Origin of the sequence: Paraburkholderia bryophila, assembly GCF_003269035.1 — a bacterium.
GTDB classification, from domain to species: domain Bacteria; phylum Pseudomonadota; class Gammaproteobacteria; order Burkholderiales; family Burkholderiaceae; genus Paraburkholderia; species Paraburkholderia bryophila.
In genome coordinates, this window is sequence record NZ_QLTK01000006.1 from 230,414 (window position 1) to 257,027 (window position 26,614).

Here is a 26,614-nt window from a genome sequence, read left to right on the forward strand (position 1 = left end):
ACGCGCCCACCCGCGCATACCCCGGATATTGTCGGCCGCCGCGCGGTTCTATAATCCACCGCACCTGTTCGCCGCGACATGGGCCGCAACATGACGCGCGCGAACGCCTCCTCCTCCGTACGGACCACCGGACCCGCCGATGAACACGCTGGCTCACGCGCTCGAACCGAACGACACCACGCTGGCCGGCATGCTGTCGCATTTCCGGCTGCTCGAGCCGGTGTTCGACGCCATGCCGGACGTCGTTTTTTTCGTCAAGGACGTCGAGGCGCGCTATGCGCTCGTCAACCGCACGCTAGCCTCGCGGTGCGGCTTCAAGGAAAAATCGGCGCTGCTCGGCAGCACCGCCGAAGACGTGTTCCCGCGCCGCTTCGGGCGCATCTACACGGCGCAGGACAAGGCGATCATCAACGTCGGCAATCAGATGATCGATCAACTCGAACTGCACCTGTATCCCGGTCGTCAGCCGGGCTGGTGCCTGACCTGCAAGCAGCCGTTGCGCGACCCGGCGGGCAAGGTGGTCGGCCTCGCGGGCATTTCGCGCGACCTCAAAGCGGACGAAAGCAGCCATCCGGCCTACAGCCGGCTCGCCGCCGTCGTGCAGTCGATTCAGGACAATTACGTGCAGCCGCTGAATCTGAAGCAACTGGCGGCCATGGCGGATATGTCGGTCGCGCAACTGGAGCGCTACTTTCACAAGGTGTTTCATCTCACGCCGCGTCAGGTCTTGCTGAAAACCCGGCTGGACGCGGCCACGGCGCTGCTGGTCTCGCACGACAAAGTCACCGACGTCGCCGCGCTCTGCGGCTATACCGACCACAGCGCGTTCACGCGGCAATTCAAGGCGACCGTCGGCATCACGCCGACCGAATACCGGATGCTGCTGCACGGGACATCGCGAGCCTGAGCCGCTGCCCATGGTCCGTCGCAAGCATCACTATTACGTCTACGTCGTCGCGTTGGACGACACAGTCTGGAACGAGGCGCGCTTTCGCCGCGCGAATCCGGATTACCGGTTCGACAAACCTTGCGTGTACGTGGGTATGACGGGGCTCGATCCGGACCTGCGCTTCGACCGTCACAAGGCCGATATTCAGGCGAATCGTTACGTGCGCGATTACGGGTTGCGGCTCGTGCCCGAGTTGTACGAGATATTCAATCCCATGCCTTATCGCGGCGCACAGGACATGGAGGTGGAATTGGCGATCGGACTGCGCGAGGCGGGCTACGGCGTGTGGCAGGCGTAAGGTCGACTCGCGCGGCAGGGCGCCTTACTTCACGCCGAGTCCGCGCAGCACGGCATTGCCTTCCGAGGTCAGACGGAAATGCGCCGCCCCGGTTTCGTTGCCGGCCACCGTCTCGATCAAGCCGGCTTCGTGCAATTGCGGAATCTCGGGTTTCGCGGAGGCGTCGATCGGCGCGTGCAGCAACAGCAGCAGCGTAGCCAGCTCGTGATGGCTCAGCAGGCGGCGCAGGATGGTAGGACGCTTGGCCGGCGCGGGGGTGTCGTTCGTGTTCTGGTCTGGCTGGTTCATGGTGCGCACCTTGTGCGGAGTAATCGTCTGCGGTGGATCATGCGGACGAAGTCTTAAACGATTCTTAAGACACCATTGTCCTGTAACACCGTGACACGAAGATTGCACAAACTCCGGTTAGCGCTTGTTTCTATTGCCGATTCTTACCGCCGCCGGACGCGCCTAAACTGCGCGCCAAGGGCGCGTTAAGCGCGCACCAACCTTACGGCGCGCAAGTTTTGCCGGCCTGCTCGATCCACAGGTTGCTCACATGGCGCTTGCCGGCATAGAAGCGGTAAGTGGTCGCGCCATTGTCGGCGCGCACCTTGATGATGTTCGAATCGCCGAAGTCGAGCATCTGGCCCTGCGGGATCGAGGTGGATTTGAACGCGGCATTGTGATTGGTCGCGACTTGCGTCAGGCAGGCGACCACGTCGTTGACGGAGCGCTGCGTGGTGGTGTCGGTGACGGGTTCGCCGGCATCCGGGTTCTTCTGGAAGTAGGCGCAAGCGCTGAGAAGGACGGGCACTGACAGGACTACGGCAAACTTCTTCATATCTCTCCTGGCGTTCGATTCGGCCGATGGAACAGGCGCCGCCCGCAGACGGGGCGCAATGGCGCGGCACAGGCCGCGCGTTCAAAGGCGCCATTATATCGATGCGGTGTGGCTGCTTGCGGCGATGCCGCATGTGGCGTGCCTGATGGAAAGCGATGGGTTGCGATTGGCCGACGTGCCCGAATCGCGGCTATCCCAGGTCAAACACCTGGCCGCCAGTCTCTGCCACCTACTTGCGCCGCTGCGCCTGCGCGGCGAGCCTCACGGCCGCATTCGCCGCGCCGTACCCGTCGTAGCCGCCGCGCCGCTCGACGATCTCCAGGAAAAACCGCTGATCCAGCTGCTCCGTGTACGCGTGGAAAAACTCGCCGCCCCGCTCGTCGCGGTCATAGAGGACGTTGTGCGTGCGCAGCGCGTCGAGCGTTTCATCCGGCAACGCGTAGCGCGCCTCTAAATCGTCGTAGTAATTGCGCGGAATGCGCAGCACCGGCAAGCCATCGGCGACGAACCCCGCAATCGCGCTGAAAATATCCGCCGTGCTGAACGCCACGTGATTCAGCCCGGAGCCGTGATAAGTGTGCAGCGCCTCGGCCACCGCCGTGTGACGATCCACCGACGCATTCAGCACGATCCGCACCGAGCCGTCACCGCTGCGCAACGCGCGGCTGCGCACCAGCCCGTACGGATCGGGCACCAGCACGCCCGGCTCGGCCTGAAAACCCAGTGCGGTGCGCAGAAACAGCACCCATGTATCGAGCGAATTCGCCGGCACCGCCAGACAAACATGATCGATGCGCGCGAGCGGGCCCACTTCGGCCGGCCCGTTGATGTCGGTGAGGACGAAATCCGCTTCGAATAGCGTGGGCCGATCCGGCGTTTCGTCGACGAAATAATTCAGGCTGCTGTCGGGCGCCTGCACGGCGGGCAACACGCGCTCGTTCGGGCCGATCTGGCCGGAAAACGGCGCATAGCCGAAGCCGGCGGCGCGCTCGAAGGCTTGCCGCGCATCGTCCACGCGAAAAGCCGACGCGCACAGCGACAAGCCGTGCTGCTGAAAGAACGCGTTGGCGAACGAATCTGGCTCGGCGTTCAGCACGATCGACGCCGCGCCGTGCTGAAACAGCGTCACGTCTTTCGAGCGATGCCGGCCCGCTTGCCGGAAGCGTAGCGTGTCGAGCCAGTCGACCAGTTGCGCGCGCGTGGCGGGATCGACCGCGAATTCCAGAAACTGATAGCCGACGTGGGTGGGCGCGGCCGGCGAGCGGTACAGATCGCCGGCCGGTTGCTGCTCCGCCTCCAGCACGGCGCGCGTCTGCTCCTCGAGGAACAGCAACGAGCGATGGCCGTCCGCCGCCGTAGTCGTGGTGGGCGCCGCACGAAAGCCGTCGTTGAAAATCTCCAGCGAAAGCGGGCCCTTATAGCCGGTCTTGACGACCTGCGCGGTGAAGCGGGCGAGATCGAAATCGCCCTGACCGGGGAAGCATCGGTAATGGCGGCTCCATTCGAGCACGTCCATGGCGAGCTTCGGCGCGTCGGCAATCTGCACGAAGGCGATGCGTTCGCCCGGAATTCCGGCGATCCCGTCGACGGTGTCGTTCAGCGACAGCGTATGAAAACTGTCGAGCACCAGCCCCAGATTTGGATGATTCACCGCATTCACCAGCTTCCAGGCGTGCCGGTAGGTCTTGACGTGCTTGCCCCACGCCAGCGCTTCGTATCCGGCGATCACACCGGCGGCCTCGGCCGCGCGGGCCAGCGCGCCGAGCTGGTCGATCATCAGCGCGTCGTCGCCGATGGTGTCCGGCGAGACGTTGCTACACACGAGAATCCGTTCCGTGCCCAGTTCGTGCATCACGTCGAATTTGCGTTTCGCGCGTTCGAGATTGCGCGCGAGGCGCTCCGGGCTCACGCCGTCGAAATCGCGGAACGGCTGGAACAGCATGATTTTCAGCCCGAGATCGTCGGCGATGCGCCGCACGTCGGCGGGCGAACCGTCGAAATACAGCAGGTCGTTCTCGAAGATCTCGACGCCTTCGAAGCCCGCGGCCTGGATCGCGGTCAGCTTCTCGACGAGGGTTCCGCTGATCGACACGGTGGCAATCGAACGTTGCATGAACGGCTCCTGCAAAAACTATCAAACGGCTGTTGAAAAACGTCTGGCGGCGACCGGCGCATCAGGCTCGCGAGCGGGCGGGGCACGCATGGTGCAATGCGAAAAATGGTCTAGTCCGTTACTCGTCATAACAATTCACTAGGCGAAAACGAAGACCATGGTCGCAGTTTTCGCTAGTCTATACAAACTAACTAGATGGTACAAATTCGTAGAAACCCCAAATGACGGCGTCGACGGATGCGCGCACACTTCGTACACGTTGTAGAGCCGCCGCGATTGCGTGGCGGCTTCAGGTCTTACTTTGCAGGGGTGTTGCCATGAGTTTTGCCTCCGTACTGGTCCTCAACGGACCGAACCTCAATCTGCTCGGCACACGCGAGCCCGCCATCTATGGCGCGGAAACGCTCGACGATGTCGCGAAGCTGTGCCGCGACGCGGGCGAGCGGCTCGATCTGTCGATCGAGTTCTGCCAGTCGAACGCCGAGCATCAACTGATCGACTGGCTGCATGCCGCGCGCGCCAAGGTCGACGGCATCGTGATCAATCCGGCGGCTTATACGCATACCTCGGTGGCGATCGCCGACGCGCTCACGGCGATCGAAAAGCCTGTGATCGAAGTGCATATTTCAAACGTGCATCGGCGCGAGGCGTTCCGGCATCACTCGTATGTGTCGGCGGTGGCGGAGGCGATCATCGTCGGATGCGGCACGCAGGGCTATGTACTGGCGCTCGAACGGATGGCGACTATCCTCAAGAATAGGGTGGCTAAATGAATGCTTCCGTGAACACACAAACTCACTCGCAGGCCTCGGCGCATTCCTATCTGGTCGGACTGATCGGCTCGGGCATTGGAGGCTCGCTGAGTCCTGCCATGCATGAAGAGGAGGGCAGCCGACTCGGACTGCACTACGTGTACCGTCGTATCGATCTGGAAGCCTTGAAACTCGATAGTTCAGCGCTGCCGGACCTGCTGGTCGCTGCCGAGCGAATGGGTTTCAACGGCCTGAACATCACGTATCCGTGCAAACAGGCCGTGATTCCGCTGCTGGACGAACTTTCCGACGACGCGCGCGCGCTCGGGGCGGTCAACACGGTGCTGTTCAAAGACGGCAAACGCATTGGCCACAACACCGATTGGTCCGGTTTCGCCCGTGCCTTCCAGCGCGGTTTGCCGGATGTGTCGCTGGCGAGCGTCGTGCAACTCGGCGCGGGCGGCGCCGGTGCGGCGGTCGCGCATGCCGCGCTCACCATGGGTGCGCAAGCGCTCACGCTTTTCGACGTAGACGCCGCGCGCGCCGCGTCGCTTGCCGCCGAGCTGCAGCAACGCTTCCCCGCGCGCACGGTCCGCGCCGGCAGCTCGCTGGCGGAATCGCTGGCCGCCGCCAACGGCCTGATTCACGCCACGCCCACCGGCATGGCGAAACTGCCCGGCTTGCCGTTGCCGGTGGAATTGCTGCACCGCGATTTGTGGGTGGCGGACATCGTCTATTTCCCGATCCGCACCGAGTTGTTGCAGGCGGCCGAAGCGCTGGGTTGCCGCACGCTGAGCGGCGGCGGCATGGCGGTGTATCAGGCGGTCGACGCCATGCGTATTTTCACCGGACTCGAACCGGACGCCGAGCGCGTCTACACGCATTTCCAGTCCTTGCTGCCCCGCACCGAAGGCTAACCGTCAACACGCGACCGCGATACGAACGGGACCATAAACAGACCGAGGAGAGAGACACGCCATGCCCCAACCGATGCCATCCAACCCAACGAACGCCCCAAAGGACATCCCCTTGGGGGACGCCACGCTTAGCACTGCGCGCCGCTCGAAAGCGCGCTACCAGATTCTCGGCCTGCTCGCGGTCGGCACGATGATCAATTATCTCGACCGCACGGTGCTCGGTATCGCCGCGCCGCAGTTGACCAAAGAGCTCGGCATTAACGCCGCGCTGATGGGCCTGCTGTTCTCGGTGTTCTCGTGGAGCTACGTGGCGTCGCAGATTCCGGGCGGCCTGTTTCTCGACCGCTTCGGCAGCAAGCTCACGTATTTTCTGTCGATGACATTCTGGTCGCTCTTCACCCTTGCGCAAGGACTGGTACACGGAATCGGCGCGCTGTTCGTGTTCCGCCTGGGCCTTGGCGTATCCGAAGCGCCGTGCTTCCCGACCAATAGCCGCGTGGTCGCCACCTGGTTTCCGCAAAACGAACGGGCCATGGCGACCGGCACTTACACGGTCGGCGAATATATTGGCCTCGCGTTTTTCAGCCCGTTTCTGTTCATGCTGATGGGCGCGTTCGGCTGGCGTTCGCTGTTCTTCGTGGTGGGCGGCGTCGGGATCGTCTTCGGCCTGATCTGGTGGGCGTTCTATCGCGAGCCGCGCGATCATCCGTCGGCGAATCAGGCGGAGCTCGACTATATCGAAGCCGGCGGCGGTCTCACGCACCGGAAGAAAGACGTGAGCGCCGCGACGCTCGCGGGGGCGTCCACGAAAAGCGGCTTCGAATGGCGGACCATTGGGCGTTTGCTGAAACACCGGCAATTGAGCGGCATTTGCCTCGGGCAGTTCGCCGGCAATTCGACACTGGTGTTCTTCCTCACGTGGTTTCCCACCTATCTCGCCACCGAGCGTCATATGGCGTGGCTCAAGATCGGTTTCTTCGCGATCATGCCGTTCATTGCGGCTTCGATCGGCGTGATGTTCGGCGGCTTTTTCTCCGACTGGCTGCTGCGTCGCGGCAAGTCGCCGAACGTGGCGCGCAAGTTGCCGATCATCGCCGGCCTGCTGCTCGCGTCCACGATCATTCTCGCCAACTACGTCGAGAGCAACGCGGTGGTGATCGTGATTCTGTCGGTGGCGTTCTTTGCGCAGGGCATGGCCGCGCTGGGCTGGACGCTGGTGTCCGATATCGCGCCCGACGGCCTGCTCGGCGTGACCGGCGGCATCTTCAACTTCGCCGCGAATCTGGCCGGCATCGTCACGCCGCTGGTGGTGGGCTTTATCGTCGCGGCGACCGGCTCGTTTGTCGGCGCGCTGGTGTTTATCGGCGCGATTGCGATGGTCGGCGCGCTGTCGTACATCTTTATCGTCGGCGATATCAAGCGGATCGTGCTGGTGGATTGAGCCCGCGCAGCGAGACGTAGCAGCGCGTAGCAATGAAAAACGGGACGTGGTTTGCACCACGTCCCGTTTGTCATTGCACGGCTGTTGGCCTCAATCTTCCTTGCGCACGAAACGCAGCACGGCGTCGACGATCATCGCGCGATGCCGCGCCCGCAAGCGCGGATGCGACGGATCGCGGCCGAACGCGGCGCCGAAGGTATGGCGATTGCCCACGCGGTGAAAGCACAGCGAGCTGATCATCAGATGCAGGTCGATCGCGTCGATGTCGTTGCGAAACTGCCCGGTTGCGATACCGCGCGCGAGCAGGTCTTCGATCGTATGAATGACGGTGACGTTGCGGCCTTTGAAGGTCTTCACCTGCTCGACGTACTTCGCGCCGTGAATGTTCTCGATCGTCACGAGGCGCACGAAATCGCGCTGCCGGTCGTGATAGTCGAACGTGAATTCGACCAGCGCGCGCATGCCCGCGAGCGGATCGAGTTCGCTGATGTGCAGATCCTGTTCGAGCGCGCGAATGTCGCCGTACACCTTCTCCAGCACGGCCTGATACAACCCTTCCTTGCTGCCGAAGTAGTAGTACAGCATGCGCTTGGTGGTGTTCGTACGCTCCGCGATCGCGTCGACGCGCGCGCCCGTCAGGCCCATGGCGGAGAACTCCTGGGTCGCGACCTCGAGGATGTTGCGTCGGGTCTGTTCGGGATCGTACTTGCGACGCGTGTCGGTGCGCGGAGTGTCCGACGGGATGCCGTTGGTATCAGGCTCGGCGGCCTTGCTTCCCTTTTTCATTGTGTATTCGAGCGGCAGTGACGGCGCATTCTAGCATGGCGAAAACGCCGTTCTGAGACGGTTTCGGGCACCAGCTATGGCGCATTGACGGGCGTCACGAAGCGGATCGTGGCGGCCGGCGACGTTCGGCCAGCGCGTCGCGCGTCTGCATCGCCGTGTAGGTCAGTTGCGCGGCCGCGAGACCGAACGCGCCGAAGGCGGGCGTGAGGCCGAAAGCGGCGAACGCGTCGGGCACCGGCCGCTCGCCGGCAATGGCGGCCGCCAGCAATTCGCCGGCGACGGTGGTCGGCGCCATGCCGTGACCGCCGAAGCCGACCGCATGCCAGACGCCGTCCACGCTGCGGCCGATCTGCGGCATCTTGTGGCGCGCGTAGCTCATCAGGCCGCCCCACGCGTGCTCGATCCGCACGTCGTGCAATTGCGGATAGACCTTCAGCAGATCGCGCCGCAACAGCCGGGCAATCACGTCCGGCGCGCGGTCGCGCACGGAGATCCGGCCGCCCCACAGAATGCGCGTGTCGGGCAGCGGACGGTAGTAGTCGAACGCGAAGCGGGTGTCGTAGACGGCGGCGCGGGTGTCGATCGCGTCGCTCAGGCGGGTGCCGATCGCGTCGCTCAGGCGGGTGCCGAGCGGTTCGGTGGCCATCACGTAGGTGGCGATCGGTAGCACCGCGCGCTCGACCTTCGCGTAGACCTTGCGCGCGTAGCCGCCGCCTGCCATCACGACATGTTGCGCGTCGAGCGCGCCATGCGGCGTGTGCACGACGAAGCCGGCGCCGTCGCGCTGCAAACGCACTACGGGCGACTGCTCGTGAATCCGCACGCCGGCGCGTGCCGCGGCTGCGGCCACGCCGAGCACGTATTTGAGTGGATGAAAGTGAAAGGCGTTGCGCTCGAACAGGCCACCGAAATAACGGCCGGTCTTGAGTTGCGAAGCGAGTTGCGAGGCCGGCACCGGTTCCCAGTCGACGCCGAACGAATCACGCATCAGCCGGCGCTGCGCTTCGAGGCGTGCCGGTTCGTCGAACCAGTTGGCGAGGATCACGCCGGCGTCGGTCGCGTCGCAGTCGATTGGATAGCGCTGGATACGCTGGCGCATCAGATCGACGGCGTCCGTGGTCAGCGTATAGAGCTCGCGCGCACGAACCGGCCCAAGTGTCTTCAGCAGGTCGGCGCAATCGAGACTATAGCCACCGAATACGAAGCCGCCGTTGCGCCCGGATGCGCCGAAGCCCACCTGCCGGGCTTCGAGCACCGTGACGTCGGTGACGCCGCGTTCAGCGAGTCCCAACGCCGTGGACAATCCCGCAAGGCCGCCGCCGACGACGCAGACCTTGGCGCTGCGCCGCCCGTCCAGCGGCGCATAAGCGGACGGGCGGGTAACGGTGGCTTCGTAAAAGCTCTGCATGCGGATAGATAGCGGCGACCGTCGCCCGTTCAGGACACCGGCAGCAGCTTGCCGCTAAACACCACCGGTCCGCTTGGCGCATCCGGATTCGGCGAGCCGCCCGGCGCTTCGATCGACACCGCCAGCGCCGCATAACTCTCCGGCTTCTGCAGACCGGCCGGCACCTTGCCGCTCGCGCTGTCAGGCAGCATACCGAGCGCGACCGGATGACCGCTCGCCGGAATGCCCCACAATTCCATCGCACGGCCCGCAGGCAAATCGACATTGCCGAGCGGATGCAGCGTCATGGTGGAATGCGCTTCGTCCCACGCGACTAGCATGACCGGATGCGAGTCTTTGTTATTCAGCACGGCGACATGCGAAACGGCCGTTTCGGGTCCTTGCGCCACGACCGGCGCAGGGGTAGTGGTGGTGGCGGACGGCAACAGCGAGCGCACCGCGACCACCACCGCGACCGCGGCGAGTCCGGTGACGCCGAGCGCCCAGCCGCGCCAGAACGCGAGGTTCTCGAAGATGCTGCGCGACGGTCGCACCGGGGTTTCGACCACGGTGCGCGGCCGTGCCGCTTCACGCGAGGCGGTGAGCCCGAGCCGCCGTTCGATGGCTTGCCACACTTCCGCCGGCGGCATGCGCGGCTCCGCGAGTTCGGCCATCGGCGAGATGCGCCGCTGCCATTCGTCGACGGCTTTGCGCACGGTCGTGTCGTGTTCCGCGTACAACTGGAAGCGGCGCCGCGCGCCACCGCGCAGCGTGCCGAGCACGTACTCGGCGGCCAGCAGATCGACTAGCTGAGGATAGCGATGCAGGTTCATCACTCGCCTCCCAGACAGGTTTTCAGCTTGGCCAGGCCGCGCCTGATCCAGGATTTGATGGTGCCAAGCGGCACCGTCAGGACCTCGGCAATCTCGCTATGGCTCTGATCGCGCAGGTAGGCGAGGGCCACCGCCTGTCGCTGCGCTGGTTCCAGCTGCTGCATGCAGCCGGCCAGCAAACGTGCCTGCAGGCTGACCGCAGTCAGCGCTTCGGGATCCGGATCGCCGGTTGCCACGAGATCGTCCAACGCATCGCTCCATTCTGTTTCCTGCTTGTTGACCCGCCGCAGGTGATCGAGAGCACGGTTTCGGACGATTGCCGACATCCACGTCATCGGGGCAGACAATGCGCGGCTGTAGTCGCCGGCAAAGCGCCAGATATTGACGAAGCTGTCCTGCAAAACTTCTTCTGCCCACTCGTGCTTGCTCAATATACGAAGCGCGAGGCCAAACAGTTTCGGGGCGGCGAGATCATATAGCTCGCGCAATGCCGCCGCGTCTTCTTTGGCAACACGTTCGAGCAGCTCGGCAAGGGTTTCCGGCGTTAGTTCTCGAGGATTGGCGGTCATGGAAAGAGATAGGTTGGCGTGCGGGCCTATGTTACTCAATTTCGCCGCCGTCTTATATGCGGGTTTTTTTAGTGGCGCGTGCATCCGCTACGGCGTGCTTCGCGTATATGGCTGCAGAGCCCGAGGCTGCGGGCGTCGGCGGCGGGATGAGCGAGACCGGCGCGGCGCGTGTGCCGGCGCCGGCTGGTGGGAACACGGGGTGCGTGTGCAGGGAGGGTAGGGCCGTTGGACGAGCCAGGGTGAAGGGCCGGCAACGGAGCCCAGCGATGCGGGACAGATAACGCGTCGCGGGCGTGTCAAGCGTTGTACGGGGAAGCCGGGCTCATTCCCGACAGGTCCGGACGGTGGTCGATCGTTGGATCGGCGACCGTCCGGACCGGAATGGGCGGGTTGGTTTTCAATCGACGCCAGCGCTTCAGCGACCCCAACGCAGCACCAGCGGGTCGAGCCGCCGTGCGACTTTCAAAAGTCCTTCGCGCGTGGCCGGATGCATGGGCGGCAGCGGATGGCGCACCGCGTCCGATCGAATCACACCGCCTTCCTTCATCAACGCCTTGCACGACGCGAGGCCGCCCTGGCGGTTCTCGTAGTTGATCAGCGGCAGCCACCGCTGATAATGCGCGGCCGCCGCCTCGGTATCGCCGCTCGCATAGGCGTCGACGATCAGACGGATGCCGTCCGCATAGCCGCCGCCCGTCATCGAACCCGTTGCGCCCGCATCCAGATCGGCCATCAACGTGATCGCTTCTTCGCCGTCCCACGGACCGACCACCGCGTCCCCGCCCAGTTCGATCAGTTCGCGCAGTTTGTTTGCCGCTTGCGGCACTTCGATCTTGAAGTACGACACGTGTTCGAGCTCGCGCGCCATGCGGGCGAGAAACGGCGCGGACAATGCGGTGCCGCTGACCGGCGCATCCTGGATCATGATCGGCAGGTCGATCGCGTCCGACACCGTGCGGTAGAACTCATGGATGCCCCGCTCGCCGATGCGGATCGTCGCGCCGTGATACGGCGGCATGATCATCACCATGGCGGCGCCCGCCTGCTGCGCGCGTCGGCTGCGTTCGGCGCATTGCTGCGAGCTGAAATGCGTGGTCGTGACGATCACCGGCACGCGGCCCGCTACATGGTCGAGTGCGAGGTGCATCAGCGTGTCGCGCTCGTCGTCGGCAAGGGCGAACTGTTCGGAGAAGTTCGCCAGAATGCACAGGCCGTTCGAGCCGGCGTCGATCATGAAGTCGATGCAGCGTTTCTGACCGTCGAGGTCGAGGCGTCCGGCGTCGTCGAAAATGGTCGGCACGACCGGGAAGACGCCGCGCAATGCGGCGGGTTGGGATGTCGAATTCATGATGGCGGTCGGTCCGAAGAGGATGTTTGAATGTCTCCTGCGCCGACTATACGGCGGCGGGCACCCCGGGTATATTGAATTGTTTCCATCTTGTGATCGCTTTTGCGACTCACCCGCGAGCGGTCCATCATGCCGCGGTTTTTCCCTTAGCCATGAAAGACACCCTGAATGTCCTGCTGTCGAAACTGCGCATGAAGCAATTGCAATTGCTGATCGCGCTCGACGACCAGAAGTCGCTGCACAAAGCCGCCGGCACGATGTCGATGACGCAATCGGCCGCCAGCAAGGCCTTGCAGGAACTGGAGGCGATGCTGGAGGCGCAGCTCTTCGAGCGCTCGAAGAGCGGGATGATCCCGAACCCGCTCGGCCATTGCGTGATCCGCTATGCCCGCCTGATGGCGACCGACCTCACCGCGCTGTGCCAGGACGTCGCTGAGATCCGTTCCGGGCGCGGCGGACGTCTCGCGGTCGGCGCGATCATGGGCGCGATTCCGGCCTGCGTGGTGCCCGCGCTGAATCAGTTGCATGCCGGCCAGCCGGGGCTCTCGATCGAGGTGGTGGAAGACACCAGCGCGCGCATGCTGCAGCAACTCGACGACGGGCGGCTCGACCTGGTGATCGGCCGTGCGGCGGTAGCGGGCGATCCATCGAAGTATCACTATCGTCCGCTGGGTGACGAGCCGTTGTCGGTCGTGGTGGGGCAGGGTCATCCGCCGTTGCCGCGCAAGGAGGTGACGCTGCGCGATCTGGCCGGTCACCGCTGGGTGACGTATCCCTCGCATATGCCGTTGCATGCGTTGCTCGAACGCGAGATGGATCTGGCCGGCCTGGAGATGCCCGACAACCCGATTTCAACGGCTTCCACTTTCGTGACGGTCGCGTTACTGCACAGCAGCGCCGAACTGATTTCGTTGCTGCCGACCGCGATCGCCGAGTTGTTCGTCGCGCGGAAAATGTTGCGCGTCGTACCGGTCAAGCTGAAATCGCCGTCGCAAACCTTCGGCATCGTGACGCGCAAAGGCGGCGTGCTGTCGCCGCCGGCGGAGCGGTTTATCGAGCTGGTGCAGGCGCACACCGTGGAGCCGGCGCAGCATCACGAACAACCCGAGCGGCCGGTGCGCGCGCGGCGCCGGCGAGACACGGCGCAAAAGCAAAAAACCGCCTGAGAGAAGGCGGTTTTTCGACCTGCGAAAGACTTTCAATATCTCACGACAAACGGCCCGCCGCCATGTCTTGCGAAGGGTGTTGTAGCCGCGACACTGTCGGGTAAATCCGTACCGATCGCGCGTTCAGGTTCCGCGCTAAACTGGTTCGAAGGTGCGCCAGATCGAAAAGCATGGCGCCCTGTCGGGGGGAGCAACCATGAATCGGCCACTGGTTCGGTTACCGTTTCGCGCAACAGGCATGGCGCCTGTCCGGAAGTGGTTCAAATGGGTGCTGGCGGCGGCGTTCCTGCTCGCGCTGGCATTGCTGGTGCGCTTTTGCCAGATCGAGATTCAGACCTCGCGGCTGCAGGCGCACTACCTCTCCGAACTGACTCGCGACGTGGGCTTTTCCGTCGCCGAGGGTCCAAGTCATTCCATTCGTTTCCCTCAGGCAAATCAAGGCCCGTACGACAGCCGGCTCGGCTACGCGCTGCTGCCGTCCATTCAGCAACGCCTGCTGCAACGCGGGTTTGAAATCAGCGCCCAGGCGCGTGATTCCGACCGCATGCTGTGGCTATCGGACAACGGTCTGTTCCTGCCCTACGCCGAGAAAGATCAGGCGGGTTTGCAACTCTTCGACGGCACCGGCGCGCCGCTTTTCGGCGCCCAGTTTCCCGGCCGCGTGTATGACGATTTCGACGCGATTCCACCGCTGGTCGTGAATTCGCTGCTGTTTATCGAAGACCGTTATCTGCTCGATCCCGATCAGCCGAATCGCAACCCCGCGATCGACTGGGGGCGCTTCAGCCGCGCGCTGGTCGATCAAGGCGCACGTGTGTTCAACCGCCATCAGTCGACCCCCGGCGGCAGCACGCTCGCCACGCAGATCGAGAAATTCCGCCACTCCACGGGCGGCCGCACGGCGACGCCACCGGAGAAATTGCGGCAAATCGCGTCGGCTTCGGTGCGCGCTTATCTGGGCGGTCCGCAGACGCTGCCGGCGCGCCGGCAGATCGTGGTGCATTACCTGAATTCGGTGCCGCTCGCCGCGCAGCCGGGAATCGGCGAAATCAACGGGATCGGCGACGGTCTCGCCGCCTGGTATGGACGCGATTTCAACGAGGTCAACCGCATTCTGAAAGCGCCTTCCACCGAGGCGAATTTGCCGGAGCAAGGCGTGGCGTTCAGACAGGTGCTGTCGCTGATGATCGCGCAACGTGCGCCGTCGTATTTTCTGCACCACGGCTATGACCAGCTCGAACAGTTGACCGATAGCTATCTGCGCTTACTCGCGAGCGGCGGTGTCGTATCCATGCCGCTGCGCGACGCCGCGCTGTCCGCGCAAGTCGAGTTGCATCGCACGCCGCATGGCGCGCCGAACGCGGACTCATTCGTCTCGCGCAAGGCCGTGACGTCGATGCGCTCGCATCTCCTGGCCGCGCTCGGCGTGCCGAGTTTCTACGAACTCGATCGTCTCGACCTGCAGGCTACGGGCACGCTGAACAATGCCGTGCAGCAGGCCGTGAGCGAGCGGCTCGCTGCCGCCGGTACGCGCGACGGCGCCAAGGCGGCCGGTCTGGTCGGCTTCGAAATGCTACGGCCGGCGGACGATCCGTCGCGAATCACCTACAGCTTCACGCTGTTCGAACGCACCGGCGGCGCGAACCTCGTGCGGGTGCAAACCGACAGCGTCAACCAGCCATTCGACATCAATTCCGGCGCGCGGTTGAATCTCGGTTCCACTGCGAAACTACGTACCGTGGTGACGTATTTGCAGATCGTCTCCGATCTGCACACGCGTTACGCGCCACTCAGCAACGCGGAACTGAAAGCGGTCAAGCCCGATCCGAACGACCAGCTCACCCGCTGGGCGCTCGACTATCTGACGCACACCGCCGACCGCTCGCTGCAGCCCATGCTCGACGCGGCGGTGGAACGCAAATACTCGGCCAATCCGGGCGAAACCTTCTACACAGGCGGCGGCGCGCAAACCTTCAATAACTTCGAATCCGACGACAACAGCCGCATTCTCACCGTACACCGCGCATTCCAGCATTCGGTGAACCTGGTGTTCGTGCGCTTGATGCGCGATATCGTCCACTATGAAATGGTGCAGACCACCGGGCCGTCATCGCAATGGCTGGACGATCCGGTAGTGCGCAAACAGTACCTGACGCAATTCGCCGATCAGGAAAGCCGCGTGTACCTCGGACGTTTCTACACGAAGTACCACGACAAAACGCCCGATCAGGCGCTTGCGTTGCTACTGCTCGGTGTGCGCAAATCGCCGCCTAAAGTCGCGACGGTGTTGCGCAGCGTCGCGCCGGACCAGCCGAACGCGTGGTTCAACGCGAAGATGCGCGAGGCGCTGAAAAACACGCCGGCCGCTTCGGTGCTGGACGATGAAGACCTCGCGAATCTGTACGCGAAATACGCGGTGGACCGCTTCAATCTGAACGACCGCGGTTATATCGCGAGCGTGCATCCGCTCGAATTGTGGACGCTCAACTATCTGCGCCAGCATCCCGGCGCGACCTTGACCCAGATGCAGGGCGCGAGCCGCGACGTGCGCCTGTCGACGTATTCATGGCTCTTCAAGACGCGCTACCATGCAACCCAGGATCGCCGTATCAAGCGCATGGTCGAACTGCGCGCCTATGAGGCAATCGGCAAGTCGTGGCAGGCGCTCGGCTATCCGTTTTCGAACCTGACGCCTTCGTATGCCGCGGCGATCGGCGCGTCGGGCGACCGGCCCGCCGCACTCGCGCAACTGATCGGCGTGATTGCCAGCGACGGCAATAAATTGCCGACCGAGAGTCTCACGCAAATCGACTTCGCGAAAGACACGCCGTACGAAACGCATTTTCAGCGCGCGACGGTCGCCCCGCAACGGCAGGTGTCGCCGGAAATCGCGGGCGTCGTGCGAGTGCTGTTGCGCGACGTCGTGCTGGGCGGCACGGCGAAGCGTCTCGCGCAAGGCATGACGTTCCCCAACGGCCAGACGCTCGAGGTGTACGGCAAAACGGGAACCGGCGATCAGCGCTTCAATGTGTTCGCCAAAGGCGCGCGACTGATCGAGTCGCGCAAGGTGAATCGCAGCGCGACGTTCGTGTTCGTGATGGGCGACCGGTTCTACGGTACGTTGACCGCTTATGTGCATGAACCGTATGCGGCGCACTATGAATTCACCAGTGCGCTGTCGGTGCAATTGCTGAAGTCGCTGGCGCCGGTGTTGCAGCCGCTGCTGGAGAAAACGCCGGTGAAAACCGCCGTGACTGCCACGAAGGTGGCCGCGCAATAAGTCTCTCTGCCGGCGCTTTGAAGCAACCGGCGGCGCTTAATAAACCGTCTCCGCCGCCGGTTTGAGAAACAGCTCGTGGACCGGCGCGAAGTGCGCGTAGAGCGGCAGAATCGCACCGCCCATCGCTCGTGCATCGGCGCCGATCGCGCCTTCCAGTAGTTGCGGACGCACCATCCCTTCCCACTCGAAACGATCGAGCACGCGTTCGGTGCGGCGAATGATTTCCCGCACCAGTTGCCGGTCGAATTCACCGTCGATCACCACGGCGTCGAGGTCGAGCAACGCGGCTGCGTTGGTGAGCGCGTTGGCGATAGCGGGGCACGCGCTATCGAGCCATTGTTCGGTATGCCGCCACAGTTCCGGCGACAGCGCGCGGTGATCGTGTGCCGCGGCGACCGGCGCGCCCGCGTCGCTCAACAGTTTCTCCAGCACGAAGCCCGAGGCGGCATGCAACAACTGCCGCGCGGGCTTGCGAACGCCGCTGCCGCTGCTGCCGCCGAGTGGAATCGACCCGACCGCGCCTGCGTTATCGTGCGGCCCGCTATGCAGGCGTCCGTCGATCACGAGGCCGCCGCCAATGAAGGTCCCCACGAACAGATACAGAAAATTGTGGATGCCGCGCCCTTGGCCCATCACGAGTTCGGCCGCGCAGGCGGCGGTGGTGTCCTTCGCGAACTCGACCGGCAAGCCGGTCATCGCGCCGATGCGCGTGCGCAGATCGATCTCGTGCCAGGCATCCAGCGCGTCGGGCGGCGCGCCGAGAAAATCGCGCCAGCCGCCGAGCCACAGCGGTGCCGCCACGCCCACGCCGACCACCTTGTCGGCCTTTGCGCCGAGCGTCTGGTTGACGCGCGCCAGTTTGCCTTCGAGCGCGGGAAACAGCGTGCGTGGATCGGGATACGCGTAGTCGAAAACGTCGCGGCACACCACGTGTCCGGCGAAATCCATCGCCAGCACGTCGAGACTGCGGCGTCCCACCTTGATGCCGATGGTGTATGCGCCGTCCGCGCGCAACGCGATCGGCACGGACGGCTGGCCGATCCGTCCGCGCACGCGCGCGTGCTTTTCGAGCAGGCCGTCGTCGATCAGACGGTCGACGATCATCGACACCGTCTGCATCGACAGACGCGTCAGGCGGCCGACATCGGCCTTCGGCAGCGGTCCGTGCAGGCGGATCGCCTGCAGCACGATCCGCTCGTTGAACTGGCGCATGCCGACCTGGTTCGAGCCGACCGTGCGTTTGAGAGGCGAGCGGGCGCCGGTGGTATCCATGGCCGGGACGCCGTTCAGCGGAATGCCGGCATCATGCGATCGCCTTGACGTCGGCTTCCTTGGCGCCCGTCATGATCGCCACGGCCTCGGACATGTGCACGTCTTTTGTATTGACGAGCGCGGCGCGTCGCCCGAGGCGCTGGATATGGATGCGGTCCGCCACTTCGAACACGTGCGGCATGTTGTGGCTGATCAGGATCACCGGCAGGCCGCGCTCGCGCACGCGGCGGATCAGTTCGAGCACCATGTTGCCTTCCTTCACGCCGAGCGCGGCGGTGGGCTCGTCGAGAATCACCACATGGCGGGCGAACGCCGCGCTGCGCGCCACGGCTACGCCCTGGCGCTGGCCGCCCGACAGCGTTTCGACCGCCTGGCGCATCGAACGGATACCGATCTGCAGGTCCTTCATATGCGCGGTCGCTTCTTCGAGCATGCGGCGCTTGTCGATCATCTTGAAGATCGAGCCGCGCCAGCCCGGTTTCACCAGTTCACGCGCGAGAAACAGGTTTTCGGCGATGCTCATGGCCGGCGCCACCGCGAGTTCCTGATACACGGTTTCGATGCCTTGCGCGCGCGCATCCAGCGGACTGCGGAATTTGACCGGCTTGCCGTCGAGCAGGATCTCGCCTTCATCCGGCACCGTGGCGCCGGAAAGCGCCTTGATCAACGACGATTTACCCGCGCCGTTGTCGCCGATCACCGCGAGAATTTCACCGGGCAGCACTTCGAAATCGCAACCGTCGAGCGCGGTCACGTTGCCGTAGCGTTTGACGAGACCGCGCGCCTGCAGAACGGGCATGACGGGCATGACGGGTGGCGTGGCGGAAGCAGATGTAGGGGTCGACATGACGAATATCTCCTGAGTGCTCAACCGCGACGATGAGAAAGTTTGTCCGCGGCCACCGCGAGAATCACCAGCATGCCGGTGATCAGCACCTGGTAGACCGAGGACACGCCGATCAACGTCAGACCGTTGCGGAACACGCCGACGATCAACGCGCCCAGCAGCGTGCCGACAATCGAGCCGCGTCCGCCGAACAGACTCGTGCCGCCGAGCACCACTGCGGTAATGCTGTCGAGGTTCTCGGTTTGCCCCGCCTGCGGATCGCCCACGCCGGTACGCGACACCGACAGCAGCGCGGCGATGCCGTAGATCGCGCCCGCCAGCGAATACACGGTCAGCAGGATTTTCTGCGACGACAGGCCCATCAGTCGCGCGGCCTCCGCGTTATTGCCGAGCGCGTACAGATGCCGGCCCGGCACCGTGTCGCGCAACACGAACCAGGTGGCCACGTACATGAGCAGCGTAAGCACCGTGCCGTACGTGACATCCGCTGGGCCGAGCTTGAAGGTGTTGCCGAGGAACATGATGGCGTCCGGCAGATTCGACACGCTCTCGGCGTTCGAATAGATCTGCGTGAGCGCGAACGCGATATTCAACGTACCCAACGTGACGATGAACGCGGGTAGTTTGATGCGCGTGATCAGCACGCCGTTGAGCGCGCCGAACAGGGCGCTCGCGGCAACGCCGCACACGATCGCCAGAACGGGCGGCACGCCGAGCGTGACCGCGAACTTGGTCATGATGATCGAGCCGAACGCCATCACCATGCCGCACGACAGGTCGATGCCGCCGGTCAGCACGATCAGCGTCTGGCCGATCGCGATCACCGCGACGACCATGGTTTGTTGCAGGATCAACGAAAGATTCTGGAACGACAGGAAACGGTTGCTCTGCGAAATGAAGAACGCGCAGGCGAGCACCAGTGCGATCAGCGGACCGACTTCGGCGAGCGACGGCAAACGGTCGGCGAAGTGTCGCGAGTGACTGGCAGGCGCGGAGGGAGTCGACATGATGGAGATCCTCGATGCATGAGCGCGGCACACGGGCCACGCGGCAAATCCGGCGGCGGCTCGCCGGTACAACGGCGAGCCGCCGGTCCGTACGCGTTACTTGTTGCCCCAGCAGTTGTCGAGGCCGAATCGGGTGTCTTTACTGTCGATGCCGGACATCGGTTTGTCGGTGATCAGCGTCACGCCGGTGTCCTGATAGCCGGAGACCTTCTTGCCGGTCTTCGCGTAGTCCACGCCCGCGGTCACGCCGAGCGCAGCCATCTTCAGCGGATACTGCTGCGAGGTCGCCGCGATCGCGCCGGCCTTCACGTTGCGCACGCCTTCACAGCCGCCGTCGATCGACACGATCATCACGCTCTTGTCCTTGCCGGCTGCTTTCAACGCGCGATACGCGCCGGCCGCCGCCGGTTCGTTGATCGTGTAGACCACGTTGATATCGGGCGATTTCTGCAGGCAGTTTTCCATCGCCGTCTGGCCCTTCGCCTGATCGCCGCGCGTGTCCTGACTGCAGACGATCGACGCATCGCCTTCCTTCACGCCGAAGCCTTCCAGGAAGCCGTTGTGACGCAGCACGCCGACCGAGACGCCGGGCGCGAGGTCGAGCGTGGCGATTTTCGCCGGCTTGCCGTTCATCGCGGCTTTCGCGTATTTGCCGATCAGCACGCCGGCCTTGAAGTTGTCGGTGGCGAACAGGGCGTCGGTGGCATCTTGCGGGTCGGTCGGCGTGTCGAGCGCGACCACCATCACGCCGGCGGCGCGTGCTTTCTTGATGCTCGGCACAATGGCCTTGGTGTCGCTCGGCGTGATCAGGATTGCTTTCGCGCCGGCCGTGATCATGTTTTCGATCGCGGTGACCTGGCTCGCGTTATCGCCGTCGAACTTGCCGGCGGCGGTGATCAGCTTCGCGCCGTCTTTGGCGGCGGCCGCTTCGGCGCCTTGCTTCATCTTCACGAAGAACGGATTGGTGTCGGTCTTGGTGATCAGGCCGACCACCGGCTGATCGGCCGCGTGGCTCGCGCTTGCACACCACACGGCGGATGCCGCGACGCACATCGAGACGATTTTCCTGGCGACAGGATGCCTGCGGGAATTCAGATTCATGGGACGCTCCTCCGGTTATTGGCAACGACGTGATGGACTGCTGGCGGTTGCAGACGCGAACGCTGCGAGCCTGGCAACCTCGTCGGCGGGCCGCTTGGGCTCGCCTAAATCACTTTGGTTGATTTAGTACAGCAGGCGCGATGCAGCGCGTCAAGCGACTAATCCAAACGAGGGATGACGCAACCGAACCGGCGCGAAGGCTGTGAGCCCGATGCGATAAGGGTTTGAGCAGCGTGGTGCGGTGCAGGATGGAGCGCCGGGGCTTCGGGAAAGTCCTGGCTCGATTGAAAGTGAGTTGAAGGCTGAGCGAGGATTAATCGGCGCACGCGTGGCGTGCGCCGTGGGGCTCGATTACTTCGACTAGCGCCGCGGCGCGAGCGCTTGCCGCTTCGTTTCAAGCTGCGTGACGACGCGTTGCAGCGTCCGTTCGGCCGTCCCCGGCAACTGCACGAACCTGCAGCCGATCACATAACGCCGGTCGCCTTTCTGCGTAACCAGCCGACGCGGCGCGACGATTTCCAGGTCGAGGCGCAGCGTGCCGAAGCCGCCGAGTTGCAGCGTGACGTCGCGCAGAATCGTGCCGGCGTCGAGCGACCCGAAACGTTCGTCGGCGGTATTCAATGCAATGCCGCCTAGCGACAGATCCTGCAACTCCAACCGGAACGAACCGCCATCCGCGTAAGCGCCGCTTGCCGTGTACGGATCGAGCACGGGCGTCTGCACACGGAAGAATTCGCGCCGCTGCACGTAGTGGAGCAGTGCCGGAAAGGCGGCCTCGAAAGCGGGTAGACCGTCGAACACGATCGGCGTCGCGTCGAGCGTCGTGAACTCGGTGCGGATGCCGCCAGGCAGGCTGCGGAACGTCAGTTGGCGCGCGCCGGGCAGGGCGCGATTGTCTTCGGCGACGTTGCCCGCGTCGAAGATAAAACGCGCATTGCGCGAGTCGACGTCGAGCAGCTGCGTGACGATCTGCCGGCCGTCGAACTCCACCGTCACGAAGTCCTGATGCGCCACCAGGTTGCGCAGACAGACGGCGATCTGCAACGGATGATGTTGCGCGAAATTCGAATCGATGTCCGAAGCCCGAGTGCGTGTCGGTTCGGCGACGTCGGCGTCCAGTTGAAGATCGGCGATCATGTGGGTGTCCATGTGTTGGGGGGCCTCTGCGTGTCTTACTGCAGAGACCGTGCCAACTACATGGAGAGCGGCGAAGATCGCCGTAAAGCCTTGTGCCGCGTGGGCGTGCGACGCATGGACCGGGACGCTGTGACAGCCGTATGCAGCCTTCGCTACGTAACGCCCGCTCAAGCGTTACGGCCACATCAGCGCGATCTCGGCGCGCCGGTGGAGGCCCGCACAACCAGTTCCGGCGGCGACGAAATCCGCATCGGCACGCTGACCGCGCCGCGTCCGGCTTGCCCATACGACGACTCGATCAACTCGCGCAACAACGACACCGCGAGCTCAGCCACTTCGACGGTGGGTACGGCCACCGTGGTCAGCGCGGGACGCGATTCGCGCGCGAGCTGAATATCCGTGATGCCGATCACGGACAGGTCGTCCGGCACATGCAGGCCGAGATCGGCTGCGGCATGCATCGCGCCGAGCGCGGGCAAGTCGTTGGTCGCGAAAATCGCGGTGAGTTTGGGATCGGCTTCGAGCAGCGCGCGGGCTGCGTCGTAGCCGCCTTGAATCGTATCGAGCGCATGTTCGAGGCGGCTTTTCGGCGCGCCTGCGGCATGCAGGGCGTCGACAAAACCCTGGTAACGCGCGGCATGAATACCCGACGCCTTGCTGCCGACGATCGCGCCGATCCGCCGATGCCCCAGCGTCAGCAGATGCGCGCCGGCCAGTTCGCCCGCCAGACGAAAATCCACCGCGACGCACGGCAATCCGGGCGGCTCGTTGGGCCGCTCCCACATGCACAGCACGACCGGCGTGCCGCGTGCCTCGGTGGTGTGCAGATCGGCGAAATCGAGGTTCGCGTTCGTCACGAGCACGCCCTCGGACAGCGTGCCGGCAATCTGGTCGAGATAAGCGCGGCCGGTCTGCGGATCTTCGTTGGTATTGCAGATAATTACGAAGTGGCCGCTGGTGCGCGCCGCGCGTTCGACGGCCAGCGCAAACTCCGGATAGAACGGATTGGCAATGCTCGACACCATCAGCGCGAGTGTCGGCGCGCGACCCTCGGCGAGTGCGCGGGCGGCAAGGTGAGGACGGTAACCGAGGGCCTCGACGGCCGCGAGCACCCGCTGGCGGGTTGGTTCACCGACCCGGCCGCGATTGCGCAGCACGTTGGACACCGTGGCAGGGGTGACGCCGGCATGACGCGCGACTTCGCTGAGTGTGGGCATGGTTTTTCAATATATGGGATGGGTGTCCGGCATTTGCATCGAGGCAAAAGGCGCGGCACCATCTGTCTCATAAACAAACGATATCGGAGACAGGCAAGACCCAACGATCGCACGCGATCGATTTTTTCGGGTTTGCTGATTAAGCGCTTAATCTCCGACTTCGAGCCGATTAAATCACGGAGTCGATGCGATGGCGAGCATTTCGTTAAGAGGCGTGCAGAAGGCGTATGGCGACGGCGCGTTAGTGATCCGCGACGTCGATCTCGAGATTGGCGAGAACGAGTTCTGCGTGTTTCTCGGCCCGTCCGGCTGCGGCAAGTCGACCTTGTTGCGGATGATCGCGGGCCTGGAAGACGTCACCGACGGCGACCTCTCGATCGACGGACGCCTCGTCAACGACGTGCCCGCCGCGCAACGCGGCGTGGCGATGGTGTTCCAGAGCTATGCGCTGTTTCCGCACATGACCGTGTTCGAGAACATGGCCTTCGGCCTGAAGCTCGCCAAAACCCCACAAGATGAAATCGACCGCAAGGTACGCGAAGCCGCGCGCATCCTGCAACTGGAGGCGTTGCTCGACCGCCGGCCGAAAGCGTTGTCGGGCGGTCAACGGCAACGGGTGGCGATTGGCCGCGCGATCGTGCGGCAGCCCGGCGTGTTTCTGTTCGACGAACCCTTGTCCAATCTTGACGCCACGCTGCGCGGGCAGACCCGCATCGAGATCGCGCGGCTCCATAAGCAGTTCGCCAAAGCCAGCGTGGTCTACGTGACGCACGATCAGATCGAAGCGATGACGCTCGCCGACAAGATCGTGCTGCTGCACGCCGGTCAGGACACGGAGCGCTACGGCAGCATCGCGCAGATCGGCGCGCCGCTCGAGTTGTATCACCGCCCGAAGAGCCGCTTTGTCGCGGGCTTCATCGGCTCGCCACGCATGAATTTTCTGCCGGGACGCGTGCAGTCGGTGGCGGCGCGAGGTGTGCTCGTGACGCTCGACCACACCGGCGAAACCGTTCACGTGCCCGTGAGCGGCGAGGGCCTGCAAGCCGCGCAACCGGTCACGCTCGGCGTGCGTCCCGAGCATCTGGAATTGCTCGACGCATCCTCATCCGCTAACGACGACGCTGTCCTGAGCCGTACCGTCTCGCTCATCGAGCAGCTTGGCGAACACAGCTACGTCCACCTCGATCAACCCGGCGGTGCCGCGCTGATCGCCAAGGCGCCGGGCGATACGCGCCTCGCGCCAGGCGACGAGGCGCGCTTGCGGGTGCCCCGCGCCGCTTGCCATTTGTTTACCGAAGACGGCTTTGCCGCCGCTTCGCTCGAATCCGTCGAACACTACGCATAGAGGACATTCGGATGCGCCTAGGAGTCTGTTATTACCCGGAACACTGGCCGGAGTCGATGTGGGAAGACGACGCTCGCCGGATGAAAGCCCTCGGCATCGAACAGGTGCGGATCGCCGAATTCGCGTGGAGCCGCATCGAGCCCACGCCCGGCGAATACGATTGGGGCTGGCTGGATCGCGCGATCGACGTGCTCGGCGCGGCCGGTCTGCAGGTCGTCATGTGTACGCCGACCGCGACGCCGCCCAAGTGGCTGATCGACCGTCATCCGGATATCTTGCCGATCGGCGCGGATGGCCGACCGCGTGCGTTCGGCTCGCGCCGTCATTACGACTTCTCGTCGCCGTCGTATTTCGTTGCATCCGAGAAGATCTGCACGGCGGTGGCGCAGCGTTACGGCAAGCATCCGGCGGTCGCGTACTGGCAAACGGATAACGAGTTCGGTTGCCATCACACGGTCGTGAGTTATTCGCCGGCGGCGGTGGAGCGCTTTCGCGAATGGCTGAAGGCGCGTTATCGCACCGTCGACGCGCTGAATCGCGCGTGGGGCACGGTGTTCTGGAGCATGGAGTACCGCAGTTTCGACGAGATCGACGCGCCGGTCGCGACCGTGACCGAAGCGCATCCGTCGCATCGCCTCGATTACCGGCGTTTCGCGTCGGACGAAGTCGCGCGCTATAACCGCATGCAGGTCGAGATCATTCGCGCGCATTCGCCGGGGCGGCCGGTCGCGCACAACTTCATGCAGCTCTTCACCGAGTTCGATCACTACAAGGTCGCCGCCGACCTCGACGTCGCGTCGTGGGACAGCTATCCGCTCGGCGCGCTCGAGGAACAATGGTTCGCGCCGGAGGTGAAGGCGCGTTGGCTGCGCAGCGGTCATCCCGACTTCGCGTCGTTCAATCACGACGTGTATCGCGGCATGTCGAAGCTGCCGTTCTGGGTGATGGAACAGCAGCCGGGTCCGGTGAACTGGGCGCTGTGGAATCCGGCGCCGCTGCCGGGCATGGTGCGCCTGTGGAGCTGGGAGGCATTTGCGCACGGTGCCGGTTGCGTGTCGTATTTCCGCTGGCGTCAGGCGCCGTTCGCGCAGGAACAGATGCATGCCGGGCTGAACACGCCGGACAACCGGCTCGACGTGGGCGGTAACGAGGCGGCGCGGGTGGCCGACGAAATTCGCACGGTGCTCGCGGCGGATGCCGACGCCAACGCCGCGATTCGCTCGACTGTCGCGCTGGTCTACGACTACGAGGCGAAGTGGCTGTTCGAGATTCATCCGCAGGGGGCGGACTTTCACTATCCGCGCTTTGCTTTCGAGTATTACTCGGCGCTGCGCGCGCTCGGGCTCGACGTCGATGTCGTGCCGGCCGACGCGCCGCTCGACGGCTACCGGATGATCGTCGTGCCGCCGCTGCCGGTGGTGCCGGACGATCTGGCCGCGCGGCTGGCAAGCTCGGGAGCGCAGGTGGTGTTCGGGCCGCGTACCGGCTCGAAGACCGCGGACTTGCAGATTCCCGCCAATTTGCCGCCGGGTGCGCTGGCGCCGGTGTTGCCGCTGCGAGTCTGGCGCGTCGAATCGATGCGGCCGAACGTGACCGAGGCGGTGCACGTCGGCGATAGCGGCACAGCGAACCACGAGGCGAGCCGCGCCGATGGCTTCGCGCGGCATTGGCGCGATTTCATCGAAGCGGGCACCGACGCCCGCGCTTCGCTCGACGTGCTCGCGCGGTTTGCCGACGGCCAGCCCGCCTATGTGCGAAGCGGCGCGTTTCACTACCTCGCGAGTCTGTTCGACGATGCGCTGACCACCCGGCTGTTCTCGCGCATCGCCCAGCAGGCAGGCCTCGAAACGACATGGCTCGGCGACAACGTGCGCATTAGCCGGCGTGGCGCGCTGACCTACGTGTTCAACTATGGCGACGACGCGTACACGCTCGCCGATATCGACGAACCATCCATCGTGGTCGGCGCACGTGAAATAGAACCGCAAGGCGTGACCGTCTACCGCTCGAACCTCAAGACGTAACA

Annotated in this window: 23 protein-coding genes; 9 read left to right on the plus strand and 14 right to left on the minus strand. The window is 64.2% G+C overall.

The genetic code is table 11. The features are described 5' to 3' along the window. Positions 1 to 139 precede the first annotated feature (139 nt). Both BX591_RS13055 and BX591_RS13060 read left to right on the plus strand, forming a co-directional pair. Positions 140 to 907 (plus strand): AraC family transcriptional regulator, encoded by a 768-nt coding sequence (locus BX591_RS13055; RefSeq protein WP_111931843.1) that lies wholly within the window; start codon positions 140 to 142, stop codon positions 905 to 907. A gap of 10 nt (positions 908 to 917) precedes the next feature. Further along, a complete protein-coding gene (locus BX591_RS13060; RefSeq protein WP_111931844.1) occupies positions 918 to 1,247 on the plus strand; it encodes a hypothetical protein in 330 nt (109 codons plus the stop codon). A gap of 24 nt (positions 1,248 to 1,271) precedes the next feature. On the opposite strand, the gene BX591_RS13065 is transcribed toward BX591_RS13060, so the two are convergent. The 3 genes from BX591_RS13065 to BX591_RS13075 form a co-directional block, all read right to left on the minus strand. Beyond that, complete coding sequence (locus tag BX591_RS13065; protein WP_035558836.1) at positions 1,272 to 1,535, minus strand: hypothetical protein; 264 nt, start codon at positions 1,533 to 1,535, stop codon at positions 1,272 to 1,274. Positions 1,536 to 1,737: 202 nt separating this feature from the next. Next, positions 1,738 to 2,070 carry a hypothetical protein gene (locus BX591_RS13070; protein WP_111931846.1) on the minus strand — a complete coding sequence of 111 codons (333 nt, stop codon included), beginning with the start codon at positions 2,068 to 2,070 and terminating at the stop codon, positions 1,738 to 1,740. A gap of 229 nt (positions 2,071 to 2,299) precedes the next feature. Continuing rightward, the gene (locus BX591_RS13075) at positions 2,300 to 4,183 is read right to left on the minus strand and encodes a bifunctional sugar phosphate isomerase/epimerase/4-hydroxyphenylpyruvate dioxygenase family protein (RefSeq protein WP_111931848.1); all 1,884 of its coding nucleotides are present in this window, start codon (positions 4,181 to 4,183) and stop codon (positions 2,300 to 2,302) included. A gap of 317 nt (positions 4,184 to 4,500) precedes the next feature. Here BX591_RS13075 and aroQ point away from each other — a divergent pair, with 317 nt between their 5' ends. The 3 genes from aroQ (at position 4,501) to BX591_RS13090 (ending at position 7,293) form a co-directional block, all read left to right on the plus strand. After that, on the plus strand, positions 4,501 to 4,956 hold the full coding sequence (aroQ, locus tag BX591_RS13080; protein WP_111931849.1) for a type II 3-dehydroquinate dehydratase: 456 nt from the start codon (positions 4,501 to 4,503) through the stop codon (positions 4,954 to 4,956). Further along, positions 4,953 to 5,852: a shikimate dehydrogenase gene (locus BX591_RS13085; protein WP_111931851.1), complete on the plus strand. Its 900-nt coding sequence runs from the start codon at positions 4,953 to 4,955 to the stop codon at positions 5,850 to 5,852. Before aroQ ends, BX591_RS13085 begins: the two co-directional genes overlap by 4 nt. Before the next feature lie 61 nt (positions 5,853 to 5,913). Then, entirely contained in the window at positions 5,914 to 7,293 is a 1,380-nt protein-coding gene (locus BX591_RS13090; RefSeq protein WP_111931853.1) for an MFS transporter, read from the plus strand. 90 nt (positions 7,294 to 7,383) lie between these two features. Here the strand turns inward: BX591_RS13090 and BX591_RS13095 are convergent, their stop codons facing one another. The 5 genes from BX591_RS13095 to BX591_RS13115 all read right to left on the minus strand — a co-directional run bounded on the left by BX591_RS13095 (position 7,384) and on the right by BX591_RS13115 (position 12,216). Beyond that, entirely contained in the window at positions 7,384 to 8,079 is a 696-nt protein-coding gene (locus BX591_RS13095) for a TetR/AcrR family transcriptional regulator (RefSeq protein WP_111931854.1), read from the minus strand. 94 nt (positions 8,080 to 8,173) lie between these two features. Next, positions 8,174 to 9,487 (minus strand): NAD(P)/FAD-dependent oxidoreductase, encoded by a 1,314-nt coding sequence (locus BX591_RS13100; protein ID WP_111931856.1) that lies wholly within the window; start codon positions 9,485 to 9,487, stop codon positions 8,174 to 8,176. A 29-nt stretch (positions 9,488 to 9,516) separates the two neighbouring features. Beyond that, on the minus strand, positions 9,517 to 10,299 hold the full coding sequence (locus tag BX591_RS13105) for an anti-sigma factor (protein ID WP_111931857.1): 783 nt from the start codon (positions 10,297 to 10,299) through the stop codon (positions 9,517 to 9,519). Further along, positions 10,299 to 10,868, minus strand: a complete 570-nt coding sequence (locus BX591_RS13110) for an RNA polymerase sigma factor (protein ID WP_111931858.1) — start codon at positions 10,866 to 10,868, stop codon at positions 10,299 to 10,301. The genes BX591_RS13105 and BX591_RS13110 overlap by 1 nt, the downstream gene beginning before the upstream one ends. A gap of 415 nt (positions 10,869 to 11,283) precedes the next feature. Continuing rightward, complete coding sequence (locus BX591_RS13115; protein WP_111931860.1) at positions 11,284 to 12,216, minus strand: dihydrodipicolinate synthase family protein; 933 nt, start codon at positions 12,214 to 12,216, stop codon at positions 11,284 to 11,286. Positions 12,217 to 12,368: 152 nt separating this feature from the next. On the opposite strand from BX591_RS13115, the gene BX591_RS13120 reads away from it, so the two are divergent. Further along, positions 12,369 to 13,382, plus strand: a complete 1,014-nt coding sequence (locus BX591_RS13120) for a LysR family transcriptional regulator (RefSeq protein ID WP_111931862.1) — start codon at positions 12,369 to 12,371, stop codon at positions 13,380 to 13,382. 196 nt (positions 13,383 to 13,578) lie between these two features. Continuing rightward, positions 13,579 to 16,662 (plus strand): transglycosylase domain-containing protein, encoded by a 3,084-nt coding sequence (locus BX591_RS13125; protein ID WP_111931863.1) that lies wholly within the window; start codon positions 13,579 to 13,581, stop codon positions 16,660 to 16,662. A gap of 36 nt (positions 16,663 to 16,698) precedes the next feature. Here the strand turns inward: BX591_RS13125 and BX591_RS13130 are convergent, their stop codons facing one another. From BX591_RS13130 to BX591_RS13155, 6 genes are all read right to left on the minus strand, one after another. After that, on the minus strand, positions 16,699 to 17,934 hold the full coding sequence (locus tag BX591_RS13130; RefSeq protein WP_111931864.1) for an ROK family transcriptional regulator: 1,236 nt from the start codon (positions 17,932 to 17,934) through the stop codon (positions 16,699 to 16,701). A 31-nt stretch (positions 17,935 to 17,965) separates the two neighbouring features. Next, positions 17,966 to 18,781 (minus strand): ATP-binding cassette domain-containing protein, encoded by an 816-nt coding sequence (locus tag BX591_RS13135; RefSeq protein WP_111931865.1) that lies wholly within the window; start codon positions 18,779 to 18,781, stop codon positions 17,966 to 17,968. A 20-nt stretch (positions 18,782 to 18,801) separates the two neighbouring features. Beyond that, positions 18,802 to 19,788 carry an ABC transporter permease gene (locus tag BX591_RS13140; RefSeq protein ID WP_111931866.1) on the minus strand — a complete coding sequence of 329 codons (987 nt, stop codon included), beginning with the start codon at positions 19,786 to 19,788 and terminating at the stop codon, positions 18,802 to 18,804. Positions 19,789 to 19,884: 96 nt separating this feature from the next. Further along, on the minus strand, positions 19,885 to 20,889 hold the full coding sequence (locus BX591_RS13145; RefSeq protein ID WP_111931867.1) for a sugar ABC transporter substrate-binding protein: 1,005 nt from the start codon (positions 20,887 to 20,889) through the stop codon (positions 19,885 to 19,887). A 360-nt stretch (positions 20,890 to 21,249) separates the two neighbouring features. Further along, the gene (locus BX591_RS13150; RefSeq protein WP_111931868.1) at positions 21,250 to 22,026 is read right to left on the minus strand and encodes a flagellar brake protein; all 777 of its coding nucleotides are present in this window, start codon (positions 22,024 to 22,026) and stop codon (positions 21,250 to 21,252) included. A 185-nt stretch (positions 22,027 to 22,211) separates the two neighbouring features. Beyond that, the gene (locus BX591_RS13155; RefSeq protein ID WP_111931869.1) at positions 22,212 to 23,243 is read right to left on the minus strand and encodes a LacI family DNA-binding transcriptional regulator; all 1,032 of its coding nucleotides are present in this window, start codon (positions 23,241 to 23,243) and stop codon (positions 22,212 to 22,214) included. A 190-nt stretch (positions 23,244 to 23,433) separates the two neighbouring features. On the opposite strand from BX591_RS13155, the gene BX591_RS13160 reads away from it, so the two are divergent. Both BX591_RS13160 and BX591_RS13165 read left to right on the plus strand, forming a co-directional pair. After that, entirely contained in the window at positions 23,434 to 24,588 is a 1,155-nt protein-coding gene (locus tag BX591_RS13160) for an ABC transporter ATP-binding protein (protein ID WP_111931870.1), read from the plus strand. A gap of 11 nt (positions 24,589 to 24,599) precedes the next feature. After that, positions 24,600 to 26,612 (plus strand): beta-galactosidase, encoded by a 2,013-nt coding sequence (locus BX591_RS13165; protein WP_111931871.1) that lies wholly within the window; start codon positions 24,600 to 24,602, stop codon positions 26,610 to 26,612. The last annotated feature ends 2 nt before the right edge of the window (positions 26,613 to 26,614 follow it).